19 protein-coding genes are annotated in these 16,968 nt (G+C 56.1%); 15 read left to right on the top strand and 4 right to left on the bottom strand.

Annotated features, from left to right (window positions below; translation table 11 throughout):
• Positions 1–2 precede the first annotated feature (2 nt).
• The 3 genes from uppS to CDI07_RS02530 all read left to right on the top strand — a co-directional run bounded on the left by uppS (position 3) and on the right by CDI07_RS02530 (position 2,347).
• Positions 3–797, top strand: a complete 795-nt coding sequence (gene uppS / locus CDI07_RS02520; protein WP_088181524.1) for a polyprenyl diphosphate synthase — start codon at positions 3–5, stop codon at positions 795–797.
• Between the two features lie 100 nt (positions 798–897).
• Positions 898–1,578, top strand: a complete 681-nt coding sequence (locus tag CDI07_RS02525; protein ID WP_088180104.1) for a TBP-interacting protein — start codon at positions 898–900, stop codon at positions 1,576–1,578.
• Between the two features lie 34 nt (positions 1,579–1,612).
• On the top strand, positions 1,613–2,347 hold the full coding sequence (locus tag CDI07_RS02530) for a hypothetical protein (protein WP_088180105.1): 735 nt from the start codon (positions 1,613–1,615) through the stop codon (positions 2,345–2,347).
• Here the strand turns inward: CDI07_RS02530 and CDI07_RS02535 are convergent.
• Positions 2,337–4,217 (bottom strand): threonine--tRNA ligase, encoded by a 1,881-nt coding sequence (locus tag CDI07_RS02535; protein ID WP_088180106.1) that lies wholly within the window; start codon positions 4,215–4,217, stop codon positions 2,337–2,339. The genes CDI07_RS02530 and CDI07_RS02535 overlap by 11 nt on opposite strands.
• A gap of 123 nt (positions 4,218–4,340) precedes the next feature.
• Between CDI07_RS02535 and CDI07_RS02540 the strand changes: the two genes are divergently transcribed.
• The 5 genes from CDI07_RS02540 (at position 4,341) to CDI07_RS02560 (ending at position 7,636) form a co-directional block, all read left to right on the top strand.
• Positions 4,341–4,928, top strand: coding sequence for an exosome complex RNA-binding protein Csl4 (locus tag CDI07_RS02540; protein WP_088180107.1), 588 nt, complete (start codon positions 4,341–4,343; stop codon positions 4,926–4,928).
• A gap of 2 nt (positions 4,929–4,930) precedes the next feature.
• Positions 4,931–5,563, top strand: coding sequence for a DUF2067 family protein (locus tag CDI07_RS02545; RefSeq protein WP_088180108.1), 633 nt, complete (start codon positions 4,931–4,933; stop codon positions 5,561–5,563).
• Entirely contained in the window at positions 5,553–5,840 is a 288-nt protein-coding gene (locus CDI07_RS02550; protein ID WP_088180109.1) for a DNA-directed RNA polymerase subunit L, read from the top strand. The genes CDI07_RS02545 and CDI07_RS02550 overlap by 11 nt, the downstream gene beginning before the upstream one ends.
• Positions 5,841–5,927: 87 nt before the next feature.
• Entirely contained in the window at positions 5,928–7,253 is a 1,326-nt protein-coding gene (locus CDI07_RS02555; protein WP_226996621.1) for a hypothetical protein, read from the top strand.
• The gene (locus tag CDI07_RS02560; protein ID WP_088181525.1) at positions 7,250–7,636 is read left to right on the top strand and encodes a ribonuclease III family protein; all 387 of its coding nucleotides are present in this window, start codon (positions 7,250–7,252) and stop codon (positions 7,634–7,636) included. Before CDI07_RS02555 ends, CDI07_RS02560 begins: the two co-directional genes overlap by 4 nt.
• Here CDI07_RS02560 and CDI07_RS02565 read toward each other — a convergent pair.
• Complete coding sequence (locus CDI07_RS02565; protein ID WP_088180111.1) at positions 7,631–8,437, bottom strand: sugar phosphate isomerase/epimerase; 807 nt, start codon at positions 8,435–8,437, stop codon at positions 7,631–7,633. The two genes, CDI07_RS02560 and CDI07_RS02565, sit on opposite strands and share 6 nt — an antisense overlap.
• 94 nt (positions 8,438–8,531) lie before the next feature.
• Here CDI07_RS02565 and sppA point away from each other — a divergent pair, with 94 nt between their 5' ends.
• From sppA to CDI07_RS02580, 3 genes are read left to right on the top strand one after another with little or no spacing between them, the layout of a single operon-like run.
• The gene (gene sppA, locus CDI07_RS02570) at positions 8,532–9,536 is read left to right on the top strand and encodes a signal peptide peptidase SppA (protein ID WP_088180112.1); all 1,005 of its coding nucleotides are present in this window, start codon (positions 8,532–8,534) and stop codon (positions 9,534–9,536) included.
• A 5-nt stretch (positions 9,537–9,541) separates the two neighbouring features.
• Positions 9,542–10,024, top strand: coding sequence for a PH1570 family protein (locus tag CDI07_RS02575; RefSeq protein ID WP_088180113.1), 483 nt, complete (start codon positions 9,542–9,544; stop codon positions 10,022–10,024).
• Positions 10,014–11,009, top strand: a complete 996-nt coding sequence (locus CDI07_RS02580; RefSeq protein ID WP_088180114.1) for an AI-2E family transporter — start codon at positions 10,014–10,016, stop codon at positions 11,007–11,009. Before CDI07_RS02575 ends, CDI07_RS02580 begins: the two co-directional genes overlap by 11 nt.
• On the opposite strand, the gene folP is transcribed toward CDI07_RS02580, so the two are convergent.
• A complete protein-coding gene (gene folP, locus CDI07_RS02585; protein ID WP_088180115.1) occupies positions 10,987–11,805 on the bottom strand; it encodes a dihydropteroate synthase in 819 nt (272 codons plus the stop codon). The two genes, CDI07_RS02580 and folP, sit on opposite strands and share 23 nt — an antisense overlap.
• Positions 11,806–11,877: 72 nt before the next feature.
• Between folP and CDI07_RS02590 the strand changes: the two genes are divergently transcribed.
• The 4 genes from CDI07_RS02590 (at position 11,878) to CDI07_RS02605 (ending at position 15,679) form a co-directional block, all read left to right on the top strand.
• On the top strand, positions 11,878–12,846 hold the full coding sequence (locus tag CDI07_RS02590) for a beta-ribofuranosylaminobenzene 5'-phosphate synthase family protein (RefSeq protein ID WP_088180116.1): 969 nt from the start codon (positions 11,878–11,880) through the stop codon (positions 12,844–12,846).
• Between the two features lies 1 nt (position 12,847).
• On the top strand, positions 12,848–13,639 hold the full coding sequence (locus tag CDI07_RS02595; RefSeq protein WP_088180117.1) for an N-glycosylase/DNA lyase: 792 nt from the start codon (positions 12,848–12,850) through the stop codon (positions 13,637–13,639).
• Between the two features lie 238 nt (positions 13,640–13,877).
• A complete protein-coding gene (locus CDI07_RS02600) occupies positions 13,878–14,756 on the top strand; it encodes an ABC transporter permease subunit (protein ID WP_088180118.1) in 879 nt (292 codons plus the stop codon).
• A gap of 5 nt (positions 14,757–14,761) precedes the next feature.
• The gene (locus CDI07_RS02605) at positions 14,762–15,679 is read left to right on the top strand and encodes an ABC transporter ATP-binding protein (RefSeq protein ID WP_088180119.1); all 918 of its coding nucleotides are present in this window, start codon (positions 14,762–14,764) and stop codon (positions 15,677–15,679) included.
• A gap of 3 nt (positions 15,680–15,682) precedes the next feature.
• On the opposite strand, the gene CDI07_RS02610 is transcribed toward CDI07_RS02605, so the two are convergent.
• Complete coding sequence (locus tag CDI07_RS02610) at positions 15,683–16,948, bottom strand: UbiD family decarboxylase (protein WP_088180120.1); 1,266 nt, start codon at positions 16,946–16,948, stop codon at positions 15,683–15,685.
• Positions 16,949–16,968: the final 20 nt, after the last annotated feature.

A 16,968-nucleotide genomic window follows, 5' to 3' on the forward strand; every position in this document is an offset into this window, starting at 1 on the left:
TCATGATTTCCCGTCTCCTTTCCCACGTTCCCCACATTTTATTCAAGCCCGTTTACGATGTCTACGAAGGCTACCTTCTGGACAAGGTTAAGTCCGGGAGAATTCCAAAGCATGTGGCCATCATAATGGACGGGAACAGGAGATGGGCGCGGAAGCTGGAGAAACCCCCGTGGTACGGGCACCTCTTCGGCTCCCAGAAGCTTGAGGAGATACTCGAGTGGTGCCGCGAGCTCGGCATAAGGACACTCACCGTTTACGCCTTCTCCACCGAGAACTTCAAGAGAACCCCCGAGGAGGTAAACGCCCTCATGAACCTCTTCGAGGAGAAGTTCAAGGAGCTCCTCGAGGACGAGAGGGTTCACAAGTACGGGATCCGGGTGAACGTCCTGGGGAGGAGGGAGCTCCTGCCTGAAAACGTCAGGAAAGCCGCTGAGGAGGCCGAGAAAGCCACGAGGAAGTACGGCAACTACACCCTCAACATCGCCCTCGCCTACGGGGGGAGGAGCGAGATAGCCGACGCCGTGAGGGACATAGTGAGGGACGCCTTGGCCGGAAAGGTAACGCCTGAGGACGTTGATGAGGACCTCATAAAGGAGTACCTGTACTACCCGAACATGCCCGACCCGGACATCGTTATAAGAACCGGTGGGGAGGAGAGGATAAGCAACTTCCTCCTGTATCAAATCGCCTACAGCGAGCTTTTCTTCGTTGACGTTTACTTCCCCGAGTTCAGGAAGATAGACTTCCTCAGAATCATTCGCGAGTACCAGAAGAGGCAGAGGCGCTTTGGAAGGTAGCTTTCCATCATCGGAGCCATCCCATGCCGGAACGACCCTTTTTAAAATTTTCCGCTAAAGCTTATTAACGTTGGGGGTGATTTTCTCACGGTGGTGATTAATGGCCTACGGTGAGCTGAGCCCGAGAATCAAGAAGGTCTATGCCCAGGTGAGATATCTGGATGACTATCACTGGGAGATAAACGGTGGAAAGATAATCGGACTTCACAAGAAGAGCAACGTCAGGGTCACGATAGAGGTCGCCGACAACAGGGAGCACGCCGAGAAGATGGCCGAAAACGGGAGCGGCGAGGGAATCAGGATAATCGCCATACCCGACAAGAGCGTCTTCTTCGTCCACAACGGCGTCTTCATACTGACCTACCGCTACCTTAAGGCGACCCTCGCGGACATAAACGACCACATAGTCTGGAGCGGCTTCAAGGTCGTCGAGGATGGGGATAACCTCATCCAGGAGGACTTCTACGAGTACCTCGGGGGGGCCTTCATCAACCACATCAAGAACAACATGCTCGCCGGCCAGGATTACATCTTCTGGCAGTTCTACAAGTGCGAGGAGTGCGGGAAGTACGTTGACGTCGAGAGCCTCGAGAGGCACCTCAAGGGACACGGCATAAAGCACCACGAGAAGAGCGAGGAGCGCTACGAGGTCTTTGAGATAAACTTCAGGGACGGCAAAATCTACGACAAGTACGGCAAGGAGGTTCCAATGACTGACTTCAGCGAAGAGGCCAGGGACTTCCTCAACGAGATAACCTCCGGCATGAAGGGAGCGGCATAGTTTCCTTCCCCTCACCTTTACTGGGGGAAGGGCAATGGAGATGAACGTTATTGACATCTTCCGGGAGGAATGCCTTCCCGGTTCTACCGTCAGCATCATCTACGACGCCTATTCTTCCGCGTGGAGGATACCCCTCCTTCTCCTAAGGCATGCGGTTGAGAACGGTCGTGTAGGCATTGTGTCCAACTATGTGGGACCAATCAGGTCGTTAATACGAAAGACCGGTACCGTTGGTTTTGATATGGAGAAGGCACTTCACGACGGAAATGTCGCTGTAATAGACCTATTCGGCACGAGATACGGTTCAAAGGAGTCACTCCCGAACGTCTTCTACTTGGACAAAGTTGAGCCCGAGACCCTAAATCCCAAGATCGACAGGATATATGACGTTTACCTTCGGGAACTGGTTAGTTGTAGGCCTGTTTTCCGCTTGGTTTACACACTGGATGGGGTCTCACTGCTCCTTGGTGAGGAAAACACTCTAAAACTCTTGAACCAGACCCTAGCGTCCAGAACCCGCCAACTTCCGGACTCCATCTTGGTGTTGGCCCTGAACAGAGACGTCGTCTCAACCCGCTTTGTGGCGTGGGTTTCCGGGATAAGTGACTACGTGATCCTCGCCAAATCGTGGCTGGAAGAAACAGGGCTCAAAGAAGCGTTGTACCTTATATCCGCACCTTACGAGGATTTTGAGCCTGAGATGTATTCCTTCCGTGTTACGAAGAGGAAGGGAATGGAAAAGTTGAAGGTAAGAAAAATCAGCCCCTGAACTTGGGGCGCCTGCTGAGGAGTAACGGCAGGGGCCTCGGCCTGTAGGGGAAGCCCTCGGTCTGGCCCTTTATCTCCTTGATGAGATCCTCGAGCTGCATCTCTACCTGCGTTCCGTCGCTCCTCCTCCTGACGGTTACGGTGCCCTGCTCCTTCTCGTTCCTGCCGACGACGATGACGTATGGAACCCACTCCTTCTCGGCCTTCCTTATCTTCTTGTTGAGCCTGTCGCCGGTGTCGTCAACGTCAACACGAATCTTCGCGCCTTCGAGCTTTCCTGCAACGTAGAGCGCGTAGTCGAGAACCTCGTCGCTGACCGGGATTACCCTGACCTGTATCGGGCTGAGCCAGAGCGGGAACATCGGTTTTACACCCTTCGCCTGGAGCTTGGCCTGCTTCTCGAGGATTGCGTACATAACGCGCTCGATGGCGCCGCTGGGCGAGCAGTGGAGGATGAGCGGGTAGCGCTCCTTTCCTTCCTCGTCGTAGTACGTTATGCTGAAGCGCTCTGCGTTCTCGACGTCAATCTGGACGGTGCTCAGGGCTGCGGCCTTGTCGAGGTTGTCCACGAAGTTGAACTCGAACTTGAGTATGAAGTAGAAGAACCTCTGCTTCCACATCTCGATGAGGACCGGCTTGCCGATTATGTTCGCCAGTTCGATGATGAAGTCCCTGTTCTCCTTCCAGAAGTCCTCGGTGAACCTTATGGCAACCTCGTAGTCGTCAGGGGTGAGGCCAACGCCGCGGAGAACCTCCATGCTGAGCTTGTACTGCTTCTTGAACTCGTCCATGGCCTGCTTGAGGTCTTTAGCTACGGTGTGCATATCCGGCATCGTGAAGGCCCTGAGCCTCCTGAGGCCGGAGAGCTCTCCGCTCTTCTCGCGCCTGAACGAGTATCTCGTCAGCTCGTACATTCTGAGCGGCAGGTTGCGGTAGCTTATCGTGGCGTCCTTCTTGATGAGGAACTGGCCGAAGCAGGCCGCAAACCTGAGGAAGAACTTCTTGTCGCCGCTCTTCACCACGTACTGTCTCGCCGGGAACCTGTTCAGGTACTTCTCGAGCGCCGGGTGCTCGAAGTCGTACATAATCGGGGTCTCGACCTCCATGGCGCCGTACTCTATGACCTTCTCGGTGACGTACTGCTCGAGGAGACCCTTGATGAGCCTGCCCTTCGGGTAGTACCTGAGGTTTCCGGGGTCGCTTCCTGGCTCGTAGTCAACTAGCTCTTGGTCTAGCATTATCCTGACGTGGGGCGGCTCCCTCTCCGCCACCCTGCTCTTGCTTATCTCGTAGTTGGCGAACTTCCTGAGGTTCTCATGCCCTGTAAAGTCGAACTTCTCGACCTCAACGAGCTCTCCCTCGGGCGTGAGGATGTACCAGTAGCTCTTGAGCTCCTCCTCCTTCTCGAGGGCTATGTTGCGCTCCTCCTTGCTGACCGCCTCGCCGCTCGGGACTATCGTCCTGCTGAGCTCGGCCAGCGGGTGTCCCTTGCAGCTCAGCCTGAAGGCCTTGTAATAGCCGAAGGGGGCGCGCTTGACTTCGAAGCCCTCATCTCTCAGCCTCTCTTCGATCATCTGGAGAACCTTCAGCGCCACGTCAGGTTTCGCAAGTTCACTGCTGAGGTGTGCGAAGGGGTAAACGAATATCCTGTTGGCCTTAACCTGCGATGCAACGTCCTTAATCTCGGCAACGGCCTTCTCAACGACCTCCTCCGGGTTGGTCTCGTCGGCCTTCTCAACGCTCATGAAAACCGCCAGAACCTCGTCAAGCCTGCCCTTCTTCTGCTCCTCGCTTATCGGCTCGGGGCTCTTAAGGGCCTTGTCTTTTACCTCGTATTCCAAATAGTCGCTGTGTATCAGAAGCATTCTCATCCTTAACCACCACCATAGGCTCAATTGGAATTACTAAAACTTTTCCCCCTGCCTTTATAAATTCTCCCCAGATGGCAAAGGCTTAAAAAATCCGGGCTGGAACTTTCATGGAGGTGTGGGAGAATGGATGAAAAGAGGAGTGCAAGGAACGGTGACCTGGTTCTTCCTGGGGACTACCTCGGCGTCATCGAGGAGTACTTTCCCGGCGAGGGCGTTAAGGAGGAGAACGGTGAGCTCTATGCAATAAGGGCAGGTAAGGTAAGGATAGACCCGGATAAAATGGAGATAAGCGTTGAGCCCGTGACGGACACACCCCCGCTTCCGCAGCCGGGCGACATCGTTATCGCGAAGATACTCGAGGTCAAGCCCCAGGCGGCGATAGTTCAGCTCATTAAAATCGAGGGGAGGAACGACAGGGAGATAGCGACATCGAAACTCGCCGGAATCCACATCTCCCAGGTCAGGGAGGGCTACGTGGAGGGCATGAGCAGCGAGTTCAAGATAGGCGACATCATCAGGGCGAGGGTCATAGCAAACGAGAAGAGTCCAATCCAGCTGTCCACCAAGGGCCACGACCTGGGTGTTATCTACGCCCTATGCTCCCGGTGCAGGGCTCCCCTCGTGAGGCGCGGCGACAAGCTGGTATGCCCGCGCTGCGGCCACGTCGAGACCAGGAAGCTGTCCTCCCTCTACAGGAAGCTGAAGGTGTGAGCATGGCGAGGGCAAAGAAGGTAATAACGATTCACGTCCGGGACGACAGGGAGAAGGAGGAGTTCCTCAGAGAGCTCCAGAGGCTTCGCCTTCCCGCGTTCATCTACGTTCACGCCAAGCTCAACGACCTCAAGATAAACGTTCAGGGAACCAAGGAGGACATCAGGGAAGCCATCCGCAGGATAAGGGAGATACACAACCGCGTCAGGGCCAAGCTGTACCCAGACAGACGCGGCCTCTACCGCTACACGATAGACGACCTTCTCAGGGAATCCGGGGCGAGCGTCTCGACCCCGATACTCGTAAAGACCCTGGAACTCCTGGGCGAAACCGTTGAAGTGAGGGAGGGCGAGCTGATAACGTCCATGCCCTGGGAGGAGCTGGTTGCCCTGACGGGGACTCTCGGCGAATACCTCTCGGACATCTCCCTTCAGACCACCAGGCAGATAAGGGAGGTTATCCTTCCTGTGGCGGTTCTCAAGGGCATCGACCCCATGGAGGTCATTGACCTGCTCGTTGGACTCGGCCTCGCCGAGTGGAAGGAGGATAAGTTTAAATACGAACTGGTGAAGAACAAGGAGCAGGCGCTGGAGATACTGCTCAAACACTTAGAGGGTGAGGAAAATGAAGATTGAGGTCATCAAGCGTGAGGAAAACGTCCTCGAGTTCTACCTTGAGGGGGAGGATCACACCTTCGCCAACCTGCTCAACGAGGTGCTCCACGAGAACAAGCACGTGACCTTCGCGGGCTACACCATCGAGCACCCGGTCCTTATGGCCAGGAAGCCCAAGTTCAGGATCGTCACCGACGGCAAGGTGACCCCGGAGAAGGCCCTTGAGGAGGCTGCTCAGAAGATATTCGACAGGGCCAGGGCCGTTCTCGACGCATGGAAGGCTGCCATAAGCGAGTGAGTCCCTTCTCTCATTTTCCGTTCCCACCCAAACCCTTAAATGCCGAACTCTTCTAACTTTAAGTTGAAATCAACGACCCCCTCCGGGGTGGAATGCTTGGAACGTTCGAGATATCTCCTGCTCCTAATCATACTGTCCGGCCTCTCCCTGAGGCTTGCCCTTGCGCCGTATTCAGCCGGCAGCGATTTGGCCCAGTTCTACGGCTTTGCCGGAACCATGATTGAGCACAAGGCGTGCTTCTACTCCTATGCCGACGCGACCGGCTTCTGGAATAAGGGCTGGCCCTATCCCTGGCCCTACGTCTACGGCCCGGTCATGGCATACATCCTTGCCTTCATCAGGTACGTTGCCGAGGGTTCCGTCAGGGCTTTCTGGAGCGGTGGGAACTACTACGTCTACGTTGACCCGACGTGGGCGTTCTCCGTCAAGCTGGTTTTCCTCCTCGCCGACACTGCCGTGGCCTTTCTCCTGTACCTTCTCCTGCGGGAGAAAAGCAAAAAGCTCGCCATCCTCGGCGCTGCACTCTACTACCTCAACCCTATCACGATACACGTCTCTGCCGTTTACGGGATGTTCGACGGGCTTGCGCTCGCATTTTTCCTCCTCGGCCTTTACCTAACGGGCAGGGAGCGTCTCTCCTATGCCCTCTACGGATTTTCCCTCGCTGTCAAGCACACGCTCGTATTTCCGGCGCTTCTCTCCCTCTGGGATGCGGTGCTGGGGGGGAGGAGGGCCGTCCAGCGCATTGCCTTCTTCCTGCTTGGCGGTCTTCTTCCGTTCCTTCCCATGATACTCCTCTGTCCATCGAGTCTGAAGGGGTTACCGGATTTGCTGAGGGGGCTGAACGTCTCGTACACCGTTCCGCTCTCCTACAGCATGAACGGGGTCTCGAGCCTCGCGACTTACCTCCACATGACCGAGGGAAGCGACACCCTCCCCGTTCTCCGGCATTGGTACGTTCCGGCCCTCGTTCTTCTCTCGCTGGTTCTCATCAGGCATGCGTTTAACCGAAATCTGGCAGTCTCGGCCGCCCTTGCGTACGCCGTCTTCACGGCCACGTACTGGCGCGTCAACCCACAGTACCTCGTTCCTCTGGTGGCGTTCTTGATCATACTCGCTGCGCTTGAAGGGGGTGCCGTGACGATTCTCTCACTGTTTACCGCGGTGTACGCCGGAATCTGGCCCATAATGCAGCCCTCAGCGTTCTGGTTCCACGTCCACATGGAGAACCCCAACTGGGCGCTCGTCCACTTCGTTGACGCGGTGACGTTCAGGGTTTTCTCCGATGAGCCGTACGTTGCCTACAGCATCGGGCTGACACTTCTCCTATACGCGGTGATACTCACCGCCACGGTTCCACACCTCAAAAACCTTAAAGCCTGGCTCTCGGAGAGGAAGTGGGTGAGAGCTTGAGGTACGAGATGGACTTCACCGACAAGGGACTTTCAAAGTTCGGAGATTCGCTGGTCAATTTCGTCTTCTCGCTGGCTCTGAGCGAATACCTTGGACGACCGACGGGCGAGAGGGTTCCGAACGCCTCGCTGAGCATAGCCCTCGAGCTGGCCGGGTTGAGGCACGTTATTCCTCCGAGAACCGACAAGCACGGCAAGGGCGACATAGCGGAGGCAATATTCGCCTACGCGTGGCTCGAGGGGAAGATAACGGTGGAGGAAGCCGTCGAGATTTTGATGAAGAATTTCAGCGAAGACGTTACTCACTTCTCAAGGAGGAAGGAAGCAATAGGGAGGGCCTTCGCCGAGGTTTTCAAAGTAATAGGGGAGAGGCTGGGGCTATAGGCTCGTCAGCAGCTCTATGAGCCCCATCTTTGTCGGAACCTTCGCAAACTTCTCCGGGTCTTTGACCTTCAGGAGGAGAGGAACGTCTCCGAAGAGCTTGAGAACCTTTCCGAAGGGTATGCTTCCCTCCCCCGGGAGCAGGTGCAGGTCGCCGACGCCGTAGGCGAGGGCATCCTCGGGCTCAACCTGCGGGAAGAGCTTTCCGAAGTTGTCGTGTATCATGAGTATTACCGTCTTGTCAGTTCCGAGCTTGACGTCCTCAAGCAGCTTGTCGGCATCGCCCTGGGCGCTGAGGAAGGCGTGGGCCACGTCGAGGGCAAATCCAACGTTCTCCCTGTCCACGTTGTCAACCACGTAGAGCGTGTCCTTGACGCTGAAGGTGTTCTCAAGGGCTATCTTTATGTTAAACGGCGCCACCATGTCGGCGAGCTGCTGTATCGCCTCTATCTCAAGGTCGAGCCTTCCGGTTCTTCCGCTCTGCATCACGATAACCTTGGCACCGAGCTTTATCGCTACGTCTGCCATCGCCCTGGCGACGCGGAAGTGGCGCGTGTAGTAGATGTGGTCGCGCAGGTTGACGGAGGTGGGCATTCTAACGAGGTAGTCAATGCCGACGCCGCGGAGGGTCGTTTCTATGTTCCTGAGCTTCTTTTCGATGACGACGCCGTTCATTATGAGTCCCAGCGTGTGCGGAAATATCGAGACGAAGTCGTAGTTCTTTATCTTAACGTCCGCCAAAACCGACGCAAGGGTCTTGTCCTTGGTGACGAAGTGCGGGTAAATCGTTACGCCTATCTCCATACTATCACCTACGAGAGAGTTGAGCGCTGAATATAAAAGCTTACCGAGGGACAGGGTTTAAAAGTTCGGGCTGGAGATATAGGTGGGTGAGCGAATGAGGGAAAACATCTGGAAGTACATTGCTGCGGTTCTCATACTCCTTCTCGCGGCGTCGAGTGTAGCGGTCCTCCTGCTCTACATGCAGAACTCGGAACTGAAGGGCTATCATCCATCCAACGTCACGACCACCGTTCTCGTCCAGGGGCCCAACGTCACGTGCAACACCACCTCGTACCAGCTCCAGATAGACGAACTCCAGAGGCAGATTGACTTTCTGAAGGCCCAGTTGAGGGAGCAGAACATGCCCGAGGGCAACGCGACGATAGCCATAGTTCCCATCTTCGGCCTCATAGACGACTACACGGCCCTCAGCGTGATTCCCACCCTGAGGGAAATCGCCAAGAACGATTCCATCGCGGGAGTTGTCCTGTGGATAGAGAGCCCCGGCGGTTACGTCGGGCCGGTGAGGGAGATATATTCCACGGTCCGGAAGCTCAACCTTGTAAAGCCGGTTGTCGCGTACACAGGAGGTATAGCCGCTTCCGGCGGTTACTACATAGCCGTGGGTGCCGAGGAAATAATAGCCGATCCCCTGGCAGAGGTGGGGAGTATAGGCGTTATCTACGTTCACTACAACCTCCAACAGAACTACGAGACGAACGGAATAAAGGTCGAGGTCTTCAAGACCGGTCCCTACAAGGACATGGGCGCCGAATGGCGCGGCCTCACCGACGAGGAGAAGGCCATGATAACCGAGATGGTTGATACGTACTTCCAGGGCTTCCTCCAGGCGGTGAGCAACGGCAGGGGCATGAGCATCAACGAGACAAAGAAATACGCGACCGGTAGGACGTGGTTCGCAATGAACGTTACCGGAAGCTTGGTTGACGAGACCGGCGACCTCGACTACGCAGTTAGCGTACTTGGGGAGATGCTCAACGTCACCAACCCGAGGATAGTTATCTACAAAGGCTCGTCCCCGGCAGATTTCGGGATATTCGGGAGCACCGCCCTGCTCCTCGATCCGAGGTACGTTAGCGCTTACATAAAAACGGGGTGATGGCCATGCTCTGCGAGGAGAAGCTCGAGGTGTTTGAGAACGGCTTCGCCGATGGGAAGTTTCACCTTGAGGTGGAGTTCTACGGCGGCGACGCCAGGAGGCTTCTCCTTGCCATCATCAGGGAGCTGTACCTCCCCGACTACGGGGGGGACTACGTCTATCCCTTCGAGTGCGCCAAGGAGTTCTGGGGAATCTACATGGACGGCAGTGAAGCGGTTGCCGAGGAGTTCAGGCCGAGCCCGGTAAAGTTCCTCAACCAGAGCGTTCTCAACAGGCTGGAGAAGGCATTAGAGGAGACGGGTGCGCCTGAGGAAGTCAGGGAGAGCATAGACTTCGAGAAGGCGGAGATTCACAAGCTCAAGAAAGGTTTATTAGCCCTTGGGAAGAATTTCATCCTTGACGAGGGTACCAAGACCCTCATAGTCTTCAACAAGCCGAGCGCGAGGGAACTTATACTGAAGTACCTGGGGATGCTGGATGGAGCTTGAGGCGGGAATCTGGATAGCGGTTTCGCTCATAGTCCTTTACCTCGTATGGGAAACGGTTAGTCCCATCCTTTCTCCCATCATCTTGGCGGTGACGCTCGCCTACATCCTCTACCCCCTCCACGAGAGACTGGCGAAGAAAACCGGCAACAGGGTCTCGGCGTTCACCATGACGGCCATTCTCACCCTGATCACCTTCCTCTTCATAATCGGATTCGCCCTCTGGATAAACGACGTCAAGAGCTCGCTAGCGTACTACATCAACGCCTTCTTCGAGTGGCTCCTCACCTGGAACCTTCCGGCTGCCGTCTACGAACTCCTCCAGAAGCTCGCAGAGGACATCCCGAATCGCTTTGAGGAGTACGTTCTCGGCTACACCTACTCCCTTCCCAAGCTCTCCCTCCAGGCCATAGTTATGGTCTTTGCCTTTTACGGCATGCTCATAAACGCCCGGGCCATTCGGAGAGAGGTCTACTCGCTCCTACCGCCCGAGAATAGGGAGCTGGCAATAAAACTCCTCGAGAAGGCCGGCGAGACACTCCACAGCCTCCTCCGCGGCTGGCTGGCCATCAGCATCCTCAAGGGTGTCTTCACCGCCGGTGGTTTCATTCTCTTTGAACTCGCCAAGCCCGGAGGAGCCATAGCTGCTGGAATCTTCACCGTTATCTTTGAGCTCCTCCCCGTTTTCGGAGGCTGGGTTGTCTGGCTTGCCGGGGCGGTTTACATGCTCAACAGCGGCAACGTTGCCGGCGCCATTGTGTTTGCCCTTTACGGAATCGTCTTCATCTCACCTCTTCCCGATATACTCCTGAGGCCCAGGCTTGGAACAAGGGAGAAGGGCGTCAACGCGCTCATCTCACTCGTTGGAATCTTCGGCGGTTATCTGGCCTTCGGTTTCGTTGGAATAATAATCGGACCCGTGGCCCTCTCGTTGCTGGCGACGCTCGTCGAAGAATGGAAGGAAGTCAAGGTGAAAAGCGCCGAATGAATGCGGCCACCCTGACCGCGTCGAGGGTCTCTTTGACGTCGTGCGTTCTAACGATGTGCGCTCCTTTTAGGACGGCTATTGCCGTTGCCGATAAACTTCCAGGCAATCTCTCCGCCGGGTCTTTTCTTCCGGTTATCGCCCCTATGAAGGACTTCCTGGATACTCCGACGAGGATTGGCCTTCCGAAGATTTTAAGGATGTCGAGGTTGGCTATGACCTTCGAGTCCCACTCGTACCAGGGCGGCCACTCCGGGCGGAGGAAGCCTATCGCCGGGTCTATGGCTATCTCCTCGATACCGTGCCTCTCGGCTATGATGAGACTCTCCTCCAGGAAGTCTATCACGGTGTGAACCGGGTCGCTGAGGTTCCTCACTTCTCCATGGGCGCAAACTATTGCAGGAGCCCCGTAGTCCCTGGCCACCTCTGCCATCTTCGGGTCTCCCTTCAGGCCGGTGACGTCGTTTATAATATCCGCTCCCGCTTTGAGCGCTTCCTCGGCCACCCTCGCGCTAGTGGTGTCTATGCTTATGGGAACGTCAACGTGGTCGCGAATGGTCTTAATCGCCCAAACGGCTCTCCTTACCTCTTCCTCGACCGGAATCTGGGTCTCAAGGTAGGGGGCGGTTGATTTGGCGCCGATGTCGATGAAAGACGCCCCATCCTCGACCATCTTTACCGCGGTCTCGATCAGTCGGTCCTCGTCGTTCCTGACGCTCCCCTTGTAGAAGCTCTCCGGCGAAACGTTGATGACGCCCATTATCCTGGGCTCCCTTAAATCAATCCCCGCGAACTTCATGGTTTCACCCTCCACATTGAAATGGCCGCTGGGTATAAAAGGACTTTCGCCCTTCCAGTTCTGGTGATCCTCATGATAATCCGCACTCCTAGGAGGCTTCATCTCGGTCTCATAGACCCCGCCGCCACATTTGGGAGGCGATTCGGGAGCCTCGGCGTTGCCCTCGAAGGCGGCTACGAAGTTAAAATCATTGAGGGCGAGGCCATGGAGATAGCGGCTGAGGGCGAGGACAGAAAAACCATCGAATTCGCCATAAAGCGCATGAACTCAGCCTATGAGACAGGGGTCAACTACATCGTCGAGGTTAGAAAGGCCATCCCCCGGCACGTGGGCCTGGGCTCCACGACCCAGCTCAGCCTGGCCGTTGCGACAGGGATAGCGAGGCTGAAGAACCTGAACGTCTCGGTAGAGGAGCTGGCGAGGATTCTTGGAAGGGGCAAGAACGGCGGTGCCGGAATCTACTCCTTCGCCTACGGTGGTTTTGTGATAGACGGCGGCGTCAGGGATGGCCTTCCCCCGCTTATATTCCGCGAGGACTTCCCGGAGGAGTGGGCTTTTCTGCTGGTTATTCCCGAGCTCAAGCCCGGCCTCGACGAGGAGGAGGAAAAGCCCGTGATGGCGGGCGTTGTTGGAAGGGCCGACGTTGCCATGGAGATAAGCCACCGGGTTCTGCTCGGCCTTTTGCCCGCGTTGAGGGAGAGGGACGTGAAGACCTTTGGCGAGCACCTCTCCGCGATACAGAGGCTCGTTGGAAAGCACTTCGAGCCGTATCAGGGTGGCGAGTTCAGGGAGGACGTTAAGCTTATACTCGACTTTCTGGCGGAGAAAACCTACGGCTGCGGTCAGAGCTCCTGGGGACCTACGGTTTACGGGCTGATACTCAGGAATGACTTTCAGAGGCTCAACGCTGAGGCCCACGACTACCTGCGGGAGCACGGGATAAGGGCAAAGGTCGAGCTCGGTCTGCCCAACAACGCCGGTGCGGAGGTAATAGGTGACAGCGCGTTCCTTGAGAGGCTGATAAAATCCGTGGGTGGTTGAGGTGACGCTGGATAGGTTCATCAGGGTAAAATATAAGGCCAACGAGAAAAAGGTGGAGGTTCTCAGAGAGATCCTAAGCGAACTTGGCCTCGACTGCGCCCGAACCATCGAGGAGAGGGTTGACCTCCAGTTCGATGCCCTCAAAAACCTCCATGCGAACCTTGGGGACGATGAGCTCTTTATCAAGCTGGTCATAGCGAATTCCATTGTGAGCTATCAGCTGACGGCGAAGGGCGAACGGTGGTGGTGGGAGTTCTCCAGGTACTTTTCCGAGAACCCGCCTGCGGGAAGCATAGCCGAGGCGTACTCCTCCTTTCTGCCGAATTCGAGGACCAACAGAAGGCTGGTCGCCGGAAAGGTGAGGAGGCTGGAAAGGCTCGAGCCTTTTCTCGATTCGCTCTCCCTAAGTGGCCTGAGGGACTACTACTTCAACGGCATGGAACGCCTTCGCGACGAGCTTGCAAAGGCCCTCGGCTCGAAGAGAAGCGCCAAGACGATAGTCTTCGCCGTCAAGATGTTCGGCTACGCGGGCAGGATAGCCTTTGGGGAGTTCGTGCCTTACCCAATGGTCATCGAGATACCCGACGACGTGAGGATAAACGCCTACACTAAGAGGTTCACGAACGAGCCGCCGGTGAGCTTCTGGGGAAGAATTGCGGGGAAAACTGGGATTCCGCCGCTCCACATAGATTCGATACTCTGGCCGGTTCTGGGGGGAAGTGCCGAGGTTCTCAGGCGGCTGAAAGAACACTGCACGAAGTGGGAGGATGTTTTGAGGCTCGCAGACCTCTAACTTTCTGTCTCGTCAAGCCCAAAGCCTTAAATATCTTGACACCAACAATACCTCGAAGTTCGATGCATCGGGGTGGAAGGTATGTTTGGGAACCTTATAACTGGAGATGTGACTTCGATTGGCAACCTTGAAGGGGCGTCATCGCTTCAACTCGATAGGCAAAATTTTTATACTCCTTGTGTTAGTTGTAGTCGAGTGAGGGGGATTCACTCCGACATCGCAATAAGGGGGTATGTGCATGCTTTGGGGATTTCAGCTTGAGTTTAAGCAGAGCCTTCGAACTAAGAAGCTCTGGCTGATTCTGGGAATCATGATACTCCTCTACATCCCGGTTTTCTACATAATGAAGAGCGCGGGGGTTGAGGACCTCACCGTCGAGGGTGCAATGACGTTCCTCATACAGTTCGTCACCGGAATGGCGGGCTTCTTCATCGGAATCCTCGCCCTCCTGATGGGTGCCACCGCGATAAACAGCGAGATTGAGAAGGGAACGCTGCGCGTTGCCATGAGCAAGCCTGTAAAGAGGCTGGGCTACATTGGCGGCAAGTTCCTTGCCCACTCCGCCGTCCTGCTGATGGCGCTTCTGATATCCACGCTCGTCGGAATACTTGGCGTGGTCTATCTGGGTGCACCGTTAAGCGGTCAGCTCGTCGTTGACGTCCTGCTGCTCAACATGCTGCTCCTCCTGGCGATGGTTCAGCTCGTTGCATTGGGCTACATCCTCTCGACCGTCATCAAGTCCTCCAGCTCGGCCCTTGGGGCGGCCCTCGTGCTGGCGTTCGTGCTCTTCCTCATAATGCCGAACATCGTTGGATATCTGGCCATCAGGGACAGTCTTAACAACCCCAACATGGGATATGAGGATATCAAGGCGCTCCAGAAGGAGTACACCACCAAGTACCTGTTCTACGTCCCTACTTCCCAGGTTGGCGTTATCACGGGGGACGTTGGGACGCTATCGGACACCCAGGGTAACATCAACAGTGCCACCGCCGAGTACCGCGGTATGGCCTATGCCATCAGGAACAACCTCACGAACTTCGGAATACTCGTGGGGCTCACGCTGGTGTACCTTGGAATCGGCTTCTACCGCTTCCTCCGCATGGATCTGAGGTGATGACGATGATACGAATCGAGAATCTCGTTAAAGTTTACAAGGACGTTCGCGCCCTCGATGGCCTGAACCTTGAGGTCAGGCCCGGCCAGATATACGGCTTCCTCGGCCCCAACGGCGCCGGAAAGAGCACCACCATCCTCAGCACTCTTGGTTTGATATTCCCTCAGGAGGGAAGGATTCAGCTCTTCGACCTTGAGGTTTTCGCCGATGGAAAGTTCAACGAGAACCGGCTCGTTGAGGCCAAAAAACGCATAGGCTACATGCCGGAGCACGCCACCCTCTGGGACTTCCTCACCCCGGTTCAGACCCTTGAGATAATAGCCGACGCGTTCGGAATCCCGAAGGCCGAGAGGGAGAAGAACATCAGGGAGCTCCTTGAACTGGTCAACCTGTGGGAGGAACGTGATAGGAAGGTCGGCAAGTTCTCGAAGGGAATGAGGCAGCGCCTCCTGCTCGCCCAGGCGCTCATCAACGACCCGGAGCTCCTGATCCTTGACGAGCCGATGACCGGCCTCGACCCGACGGGAATAGCAGAGTTCAAGGACATCATCAAAGAGCAGAAGAAGGCAGGGAAGACCGTCTTCTTCTCGAGCCACATACTGGCTCACGTCGAGGAGATATGCGATACCGTCGGCGTAATAGTCAAGGGTAAGCTCCGGGTTGAGGACAACCTTGACAACATCAAGAGGGAGTTCCTGAAGAAGGCGGGCTACACAATCGTGGTGGAGACCAACGTTCCGGTGGACTTCACGGGGGTCGAGTGGAAGGTCACGCCGCTGGGCGAGAAGAAGTACCGCATAGTGGCATCGGAGGACATCAGGGAGCAGATTCACGATTTCGTTGCCGCACGGGGGGCTAAGATTCTCACCATGCAGATCAAGGCCCCGAGCCTTGAGGAGATATTCCTCAAAATGGTGGAGTGAGGGCTAGAGCCTGGCCCTCTCGAATTCTTCCTTTCTATCCAGGGGCTTGGTCGCGTCTATTCCCCACTTCGCGGTGAGGCTCTTCTCGGCGGAGGGGTCGAGGGAACTGCCGCGGGCGTTGGGGATGACCACCAGATCCCTATCGGCCTGGAAGCGCGTCGCTATCGCCCACTCCACTTCTCTGTCATCGTATATGTTCACGTCCTCATCCACAACGACCACGTGCTTCAGGCTGGGGTGTCCGGCGAAAGCAGCAAGAATCGCGTTCTTTCCGTCTCCGTCGTGTTGCTTGGTTATGCTGACGACGGCGTGGAGCCACATCGCACCTCCCTCGGTCAGCCTTACACCGTGAACCTTTGGAACGACCCTCTTAACGCTGGCGTAAATCTGCGGCTCCTTGGGAAGTCCCATCAGCATGTAGTGCTCGTAGCCACCTGGCAGGAGGGCGTGGAAAACGGGCTCGTCCACATGGTGCATGCGCTCGAAAACCACCACCGGCTGCTTCCTCACGTAGTCGTAGGTTCCGGTTATGTCAACGAAGGGCCCTTCATCGGTCAGCTCGGGAAGTATCTTCGCCTCGAAGACGAACTCCGTCTCAACCGGAACGGGTATTCCCCTGAGGTTGAAGACCTCGAGGGGCTTTCCGAAGGCCCTCCGGCTCATCGCCGAGGCTATCTCAAGTTCGCTTACACCGTAGGCCACGCTCGTGGCGCCGGCGATTAGGAGGTGAACCGGGTTCCCGACGACTATCCTGACGTCCAACTCCTCCCCGGCTTCGGCCTTTTCCTTCCACATGGCGTAGAGGTGCCTTGGAACGAGTCTTATGGCGGCCCTCTTCTCATCAATGACCATCATCCTGTGGAAGGAGGTATTGACAAAGCCGTTTTCGTCCTTGGCTATGACCATGGCTGATGTGAAGTACTGGCCGCCGTCCTTGGGGTAGTACTTTGGAATCGGAAGCTCGAGGAGCGAGAAGTCGGCCGTGGAGTTCGCCATGAAGGGTGCACCGTCAACCATCCTGTAGGGTTCGGGGTTTTCCATGGCATCCGCTATGAAGTGGAGGAGTTTCTCCTTCTCGGTCCCCAGATAGTCCGCTATCCTCTCCCTCGTGCTCCATATATTGCCTGCAACGGTCCAGCCGTCCACGTTTCTGAAGAGGACCGGTCTATCGCGGTATTTCACGAGATACTTGGTTATCCCAAGCTCCTTGCTCACGGGCTCTTCCACGATGACGGTATCCTCAAAACGCTCGATGATTTCCCTCAGCATTCTATCACCTTAGATGGGTG

The sequence above is a fragment of the Thermococcus sp. 5-4 genome (genome assembly GCF_002197185.1).
GTDB classification, from domain to species: Archaea; Methanobacteriota_B; Thermococci; order Thermococcales; family Thermococcaceae; genus Thermococcus; species Thermococcus radiotolerans.

Coding starts and splice junctions, on each gene's coding strand:
- uppS (WP_088181524.1), top strand. CDS start 3: ATGATTTCCCGTCTCCTTTCCCACGTTCCCCACATTTTATTCAAGCCC.
- CDI07_RS02525 (WP_088180104.1), top strand. CDS start 898: ATGGCCTACGGTGAGCTGAGCCCGAGAATCAAGAAGGTCTATGCCCAG.
- CDI07_RS02530 (WP_088180105.1), top strand. CDS start 1,613: ATGGAGATGAACGTTATTGACATCTTCCGGGAGGAATGCCTTCCCGGT.
- CDI07_RS02535 (WP_088180106.1), bottom strand. CDS start 4,217: ATGAGAATGCTTCTGATACACAGCGACTATTTGGAATACGAGGTAAAA.
- CDI07_RS02540 (WP_088180107.1), top strand. CDS start 4,341: ATGGATGAAAAGAGGAGTGCAAGGAACGGTGACCTGGTTCTTCCTGGG.
- CDI07_RS02545 (WP_088180108.1), top strand. CDS start 4,931: ATGGCGAGGGCAAAGAAGGTAATAACGATTCACGTCCGGGACGACAGG.
- CDI07_RS02550 (WP_088180109.1), top strand. CDS start 5,553: ATGAAGATTGAGGTCATCAAGCGTGAGGAAAACGTCCTCGAGTTCTAC.
- CDI07_RS02565 (WP_088180111.1), bottom strand. CDS start 8,437: ATGGAGATAGGCGTAACGATTTACCCGCACTTCGTCACCAAGGACAAG.
- sppA (WP_088180112.1), top strand. CDS start 8,532: ATGAGGGAAAACATCTGGAAGTACATTGCTGCGGTTCTCATACTCCTT.
- CDI07_RS02575 (WP_088180113.1), top strand. CDS start 9,542: ATGCTCTGCGAGGAGAAGCTCGAGGTGTTTGAGAACGGCTTCGCCGAT.
- CDI07_RS02580 (WP_088180114.1), top strand. CDS start 10,014: ATGGAGCTTGAGGCGGGAATCTGGATAGCGGTTTCGCTCATAGTCCTT.
- folP (WP_088180115.1), bottom strand. CDS start 11,805: ATGAAGTTCGCGGGGATTGATTTAAGGGAGCCCAGGATAATGGGCGTC.
- CDI07_RS02590 (WP_088180116.1), top strand. CDS start 11,878: ATGATAATCCGCACTCCTAGGAGGCTTCATCTCGGTCTCATAGACCCC.
- CDI07_RS02600 (WP_088180118.1), top strand. CDS start 13,878: ATGCTTTGGGGATTTCAGCTTGAGTTTAAGCAGAGCCTTCGAACTAAG.
- CDI07_RS02605 (WP_088180119.1), top strand. CDS start 14,762: ATGATACGAATCGAGAATCTCGTTAAAGTTTACAAGGACGTTCGCGCC.
- CDI07_RS02610 (WP_088180120.1), bottom strand. CDS start 16,948: ATGCTGAGGGAAATCATCGAGCGTTTTGAGGATACCGTCATCGTGGAA.